The 5,541-nt window shown below is 70.5% G+C and carries 6 protein-coding genes; 4 read left to right on the plus strand and 2 right to left on the minus strand.

What is annotated here, in order from left to right; genetic code table 11:
- Positions 1 to 31 precede the first annotated feature (31 nt).
- Positions 32 to 1,882: a glycoside hydrolase family 15 protein gene (locus C1I93_RS27720; protein WP_111246220.1), complete on the plus strand. Its 1,851-nt coding sequence runs from the start codon at positions 32 to 34 to the stop codon at positions 1,880 to 1,882.
- A complete protein-coding gene (locus tag C1I93_RS27725) occupies positions 1,879 to 2,658 on the plus strand; it encodes a glucose 1-dehydrogenase (RefSeq protein ID WP_111246221.1) in 780 nt (259 codons plus the stop codon). Before C1I93_RS27720 ends, C1I93_RS27725 begins: the two co-directional genes overlap by 4 nt.
- A 395-nt stretch (positions 2,659 to 3,053) precedes the next feature.
- Here C1I93_RS27725 and C1I93_RS27730 read toward each other — a convergent pair whose 3' ends face one another.
- A complete protein-coding gene (locus tag C1I93_RS27730; RefSeq protein ID WP_111246222.1) occupies positions 3,054 to 3,257 on the minus strand; it encodes a DUF397 domain-containing protein in 204 nt (67 codons plus the stop codon).
- Between the two features lie 121 nt (positions 3,258 to 3,378).
- Between C1I93_RS27730 and C1I93_RS27735 the strand changes: the two genes are divergently transcribed.
- Complete coding sequence (locus tag C1I93_RS27735; protein ID WP_111246223.1) at positions 3,379 to 4,401, plus strand: tyrosine-type recombinase/integrase; 1,023 nt, start codon at positions 3,379 to 3,381, stop codon at positions 4,399 to 4,401.
- Here the strand turns inward: C1I93_RS27735 and C1I93_RS27740 are convergent.
- The gene (locus C1I93_RS27740) at positions 4,369 to 4,935 is read right to left on the minus strand and encodes a TetR/AcrR family transcriptional regulator (RefSeq protein ID WP_111246224.1); all 567 of its coding nucleotides are present in this window, start codon (positions 4,933 to 4,935) and stop codon (positions 4,369 to 4,371) included. The two genes, C1I93_RS27735 and C1I93_RS27740, sit on opposite strands and share 33 nt — an antisense overlap.
- 55 nt (positions 4,936 to 4,990) lie before the next feature.
- On the opposite strand from C1I93_RS27740, the gene C1I93_RS27745 reads away from it, so the two are divergent.
- Positions 4,991 to 5,541, plus strand: a 551-nt coding sequence (locus C1I93_RS27745) for an FAD-dependent monooxygenase (protein WP_181445360.1), incomplete at its 3' end; no start/stop codon positions are given.

The following is a 5,541-nucleotide window of genomic DNA, read 5'->3' on the forward strand; positions in this document are numbered from 1 at the left end:
ATGCCACCCCCGCCCCGGGGTAACCACCGCCGTGGACACCACCCGCATCGCCGACCACGGCTTCCTCGCCGACGGCCGCACCGCCGCCCTGGTCGACCGCGCCGGCTCCATCAACTGGTGGTGCCCACTGCGCTTCGACGGCCCCTCCGTCTTCGCCCGCCTCCTCGACGAACACGCCGGCCACTGGGCAATCCAACCCGAGGAACCCTTCACCACCGCGCGGTCCTACCTCGACGACACCCTCGTGCTGCGGACCGTCTTCACCACCGCCCACGGCAGCGTCGCCCTCACCGACGCCCTCGCCCTGCAACCCGGCGCCCGCGGCCACGACATCGGCCTGCACTCACCCCACGTACTGGCCCGCGTCGTCGAAGGACTCACCGGAGAAGTCCCGATCCGCCTCGACTACCGCCCCCGGTTCGAATACGGACAGGTCACCGCCTACCTCACCGAACACGACGGCACCATCGACGCCAACGCCGGCGCCTGCCGACTCAACCTGCGCGGCGACGTCCCACTGACCCGCGCCCAGGGCAACGCCACCGCCAGCTTCACCGTGCGAGCCGGCGAAACCCACCGGTTCACCCTCGGACACGCACCCACCTACGACGCCGACCCACCCACCCTGCCCGACGCCGACCAGGCCATCGCCGACACCGTCGCCGGCTGGCGCTCCTGGGCCGAACTGCACCGCAACCAGTACCGCGGCCTCTTCGCCGACCAGGTCCGCCGCAGCGCCATCGTCCTCCAGGGCATGACCTACCAACCCAGCGGCGCCATCGTCGCCGCCGCCACCACCTCCCTACCCGAGGAGCCCGGCGGCAACCGCAACTACGACTACCGCTACGTCTGGGTACGCGACTTCAGCCTCACCCTCCAAGCCCTCTGGCGCGCCGCCTGCCCCGACGAGGCGACCCGACAGTTCACCTGGGTCGCCCACGCCACCGGACGCATCAGCGACAAACCCGTACCCATCATGTACGGCGTACAGGGGGAGCGGGACCTCACCGAACACCACCTCGACCACCTCCGCGGATACGCCGACAGCCGCCCCGTCACCATCGGCAACGACGCCTGGAAACAACGCCAGAACGACGTACTCGGCGAGGTCCTCGACGCGGCCTGGCTGATGCGCCACTACCTCGACCCGATGGCCCCCGACGTCCGGCAACTGCTGCGCGACCTCGCCGACCAGGCGGCACTGACCTGGCGTCGGCCGGACGCCGGCATGTGGGAGTCCCGCGACGCCGAACGCCACTACGTCTCCTCCAAGGTCCAGTGCTGGACCGCACTGGACCGGGCGGTCCGCTTCGGCACCCGACTCGGCGACCGGACCGACCTGACCCGCTGGGCCACCGCCCGCGACGAGATCCGCCAGGCCGTGCTCAGGCAGGGCTGGAACGACCACCTCGGCGCCTTCACCGGAGCCTTCGGCTCCGCCGAACTCGACGCCTCCGTGCTGCTCATGCCGCTGGTCGGCTTCCTGCCCGCCGACCACCCCCAGATGCGCTCCACGATGAGCGTCGTCGAACGCGAACTTTCCCACCACGGGCTGCTGCGCCGCTGGGACGGCGACCCGGCAGGCTTCGTCATCTGCTCCTTCTGGCTGGTCACCTGCCTGGCACTGGCCGGCGAGGTGGACCGCGCCGAACAACTGTTCCGGCAACTCGCCACCCGGGTCAACGACCTCGGTCTTTTCGCCGAGCAGATCGACCCGGTCACCGGGGAACAACTCGGCAACTTCCCGCAGGCCTTCTCCCACATCGGACTGATCAACGCCGCCGGTCGACTCACCGAGGCCGTCGAGCAACGTACCGCCGCGGGCCGACCGCGACACCCCGTGCCGGCCGGTACGGGCCGTACGGAAGGAGCAGCCAGTTGACCGGACGCCTCGCAGGAAAGACCGCCCTGATCACCGGCTCCGACTCGGGGATCGGGCAGGCCACCGCGATCGAGTTCGGCCGCGAAGGAGCCGACGTCGTGGTGCACTACCTGCACGACCACGCCGGCGCCGAGTACACCGCAGCCATGGTGGAGCAGGCCGGCCGCCAGGCCGTGGTGGTGCAGGGCGACATCAGCGTCGAACACCAGGTCGAAGCGATGTTCGACGAGGCCCTGGCCGCCTTCGGCACCCTGGACATCCTGATGAACAACGCCGGCGTGGACGCCTCCGGCATCCAGGTGGCCGACCTGGACACCGAGACCTTCGACCGGGCCATCCGGATCAACGTCTACGGCGCCTTCTTCTGCTCCCGGCGGTTCGTGCGGCACCGCCGGGAGCAGGGGGGATACGGAAAGATCATCAATACCACGTCGATCCACCAGGAGGTTGCCCGTGCCGGTGGCGCCGACTACGACACCAGCAAGGGCGCCCTGCTGGAGTTCGCCAAGAGCCTCGCCCTGGAGGTCGCCCCGATGCACATGAACGTCAACAACATCGGACCGGGGATGGTGCTCACACCCTTCAACCAACGCGCGATCGACGACCCCGAGTATCTCGCCGAGCAGGTGCAGAGCATCCCATTCAAGCGCGCCGCGCAGCCGGCGGAGATCGCCAAGGTGGCGGTCTTCCTGGCCAGCGACGACGCCGACTACGTGACGGGTTCGACGTACTTCATCGACGGTGGCCTGATGCAGAACCAGGGCCAGGGCGCCTGAACGACAACCGGGCGACCCGGGGCCCGGTCCGGGGAGGGGCGGGGCCCATCGCGAGCAGGAAAGAAGCTCAGGACTGCCGGCCCTGCGTGCTCGTCAGGAAGGCCAGGGAACTTCGTAGTACGTGCTCCCCGAGGAGATGGTGACGAGAGACTCGCGCCTTTCCAGCAGGTCGCTCAGTAGCTCAGGCCCGGCGGCGACAGCAGTAACCCGTCCCGCCAGGGCGGTGACGACATGGACCGCCGTTGCGTTCAGCCGCGTCGATCAGGTGCGGGAACGACCGCCGCTCAGGCGGTACGGCCTGATTCGATAATCTACATTATGTAAAGTAGTGGGGCTCGGGCACCGAAACCCCGTCCCCGAGGGCTCGGTACGCCACCCCGAGGACCAGGGTGGACTCAGTGCAACGTCCGGCGCTTGACGGCGTCGACGAACGCCGCCCAGCCGCGTGTGGTCACCACGAGGCGCGGGCCGCGCCGGTCCTTGGAGTCGCGTACGCCCACGGCGTGTGGTGTCATCGCGACCTCGACGCACTCGGCGTTGCCGTTCAGACTGCGGGTGCTCCGGCGCCAGGTCGCGTTATCGAGCACGTCACGGGCCATGCCGCCCCCTCACCTCTCGACGTCGAACCGTTCGCGGTTGACCCTAGCGCTGCTCGACGACCGCCCTTCCCCGCTCCCCTCGCGTTGCCAGCCAACCCGAGAAACATGCATAATATGCCTTATGCATGACAAATCGGATAATAGGGTTGTCGCGCTGATCGAGGAGTTCCTGACCGCACGGGCCACTCGCAAGCCCTCCCCCCACACCCAGGCGGCGTACCGGCGGGACCTGCTCGCGGTGGCGGCGCTCGCGGCGGAGCTGGCCACCCCTCCCCTCCCCTTGGCCGATCTTCGGATCGGCGCCCTCTTCCCCGGGCTGCTGCGGTCGGCGTTCGCGCGGTTCGCCGCCGACCGGGCCGCCGCCTCGGTCGGGCGGGCCTGGTCCACCTGGAACGGCTTCTTCTCGTTCCTGGTGGCCGAGCAGGTGGTGACGGGCAATCCGATGCCGGCGGTGGGTCGGCCCCGCGCTCCACTCCCCCAGCCCAAGCCGCTGCGGGGTGAGGACACCCCGGAGCTGTTGCTGGCCTCGGCCGCGCGTGGCGAGGGTCGACAGCGTGATCCGTGGCCGGAGCGGGACGTGGCGGTGCTGGCCCTGGCGCTCTGCGCGGGGTTGCGGTTGTCGGAGCTGCTGGCGCTACGGGTCGGCTCGCTCGGCGGTCGGCCAGGTGAACGGCGGTTGGAGGTGTCGGGCAAGGGTGGGCGGCCTCGGGTGATGCCGGTGGAGTCGGATGTGGACGCGGTGATCGGGGACTATCTGGACTCCCGGGTGCGGCGGTTCGGTTCGCGTACGGTGCGGCCGGATTCGGCGTTGCTGGTGGATCGGCAGGGTGTGCCGCTGCGTCGGGGTGGTCTGCAGTATCTGGTGGAGTCCTGTTACCGGCGGGCCGGCATCGGTGACCGGGTGCCGCGTGGGGCGCGGTTGCACGCGTTGCGGCACACGTTCGCGACGCGGTTGGCGGAGGACGGTGCGGGCGCGGCGGAGATCATGCGGTTGTTGGGGCACGCGTCGTTGGCGTCGTCGCAGACCTACATCGAGGTGACGGCAGCGCAGCAGCGGGAGGCGGTGCGGGCCAATCGGACGAATCGGTCGGTGGTGCGGGTGGCCGCGGGGTCAGGCGGGTCCGGCGTCGAGGATGGCCGGTAGGACGGCGGCGAGCGCGGCGGTGGGGTCGAAGGTCGGGTCGGGGTTGGCGAGTTGGTAGTTGAGCAGGCCGTCGATGAGGGCGAGCAGGAGTGCCAGGGCGGTGGCCGGGTGGCGGGCGCCGAGGGCGGCGAGCAGGGGTGTGGCCCAGGTGGCGAGTTGTTGTCGGCCGTGGGTGATGTGGTGGCGCAGGGCGGGTTGGTGGGCGGCCTCGGCGAAGATGGCGAGTCGGGCGAGGGTGAGGGTGCGGCCGGTGGTGGCGAGTTGGTGGACGAGGGTGCCGAGGGTGGTGGTGAAGGTGTCGGGGTCGATGGGGTCGAGGTGGGTGGCGAGGTGGTTCCAGCCGGTGGTTTCGGCTTCGAGGATGCGGGTGAGGACGCCGGTGAGGAGGGCTTCGCGGGTGCGGTAGCGGTTGGAGGTGGAGCCGGTGGGTAGTCCGGCGGCCTCGTCGACGGCGCGGTGGGTGAGGTGGCGGGGGCCGCGGGTGCCGAGGACGGTGATGGCGGCGTCGAGGAGTTGGCGTTGGCGGGCGTCCACGGGGTGGAGACTACAGGAGTAGTGCTGTCGACTACATCTGTAGTACGGTCGGGTCATGCAAGGTTCAGCGGCCGTCGTCGGAGGCGGGATCGGTGGGTTGGCGGTGGCCAACGGGCTGCTGCGGGCCGGCTGGACGGTGACGGTGTTCGAGCGGGCCACGGGGCTGCCCGGGACCGGCACCGGTCTGGGGATCTGGCCGTCGGCGTTACGGGCGCTGGACCGCCTCGGGGTCGGCCCGGCTGCGCGGCAACGGGGGCGCGCGCAGCCGGACGGGGCGATGCGCCGGCCGGACGGTTCGCTGATCGCCACGTTGGACGTGGCGCGCATCCGTCGGCGGCACGGTGAGGGGGTGCTGTTGCTGTCGCGGCCGGCGTTGCTGGGGTTGCTGGCGGAGGCGTTGCCGCCGGGCACGGTGCGCTTCGGGACCGCGGTGGCGGATCCGGCGGCGTTGGCCGACGCGTACGACGTGGTGATCGGCGCCGATGGCATCGGCAGCGTGACGCGGGCCGTGATGTTCGGTGACCGTTACCCGTTGCGGTACTCGGGCATGACGGCGTGGCGGGGCACGGTGCAGTGGGATGTGCCGGCCGGTGGTGAGACGTGGGG

It is taken from the genome of Micromonospora endophytica, assembly GCF_003236305.1.
Classification (GTDB): Bacteria; Actinomycetota; Actinomycetes; order Mycobacteriales; family Micromonosporaceae; genus Micromonospora; species Micromonospora endophytica.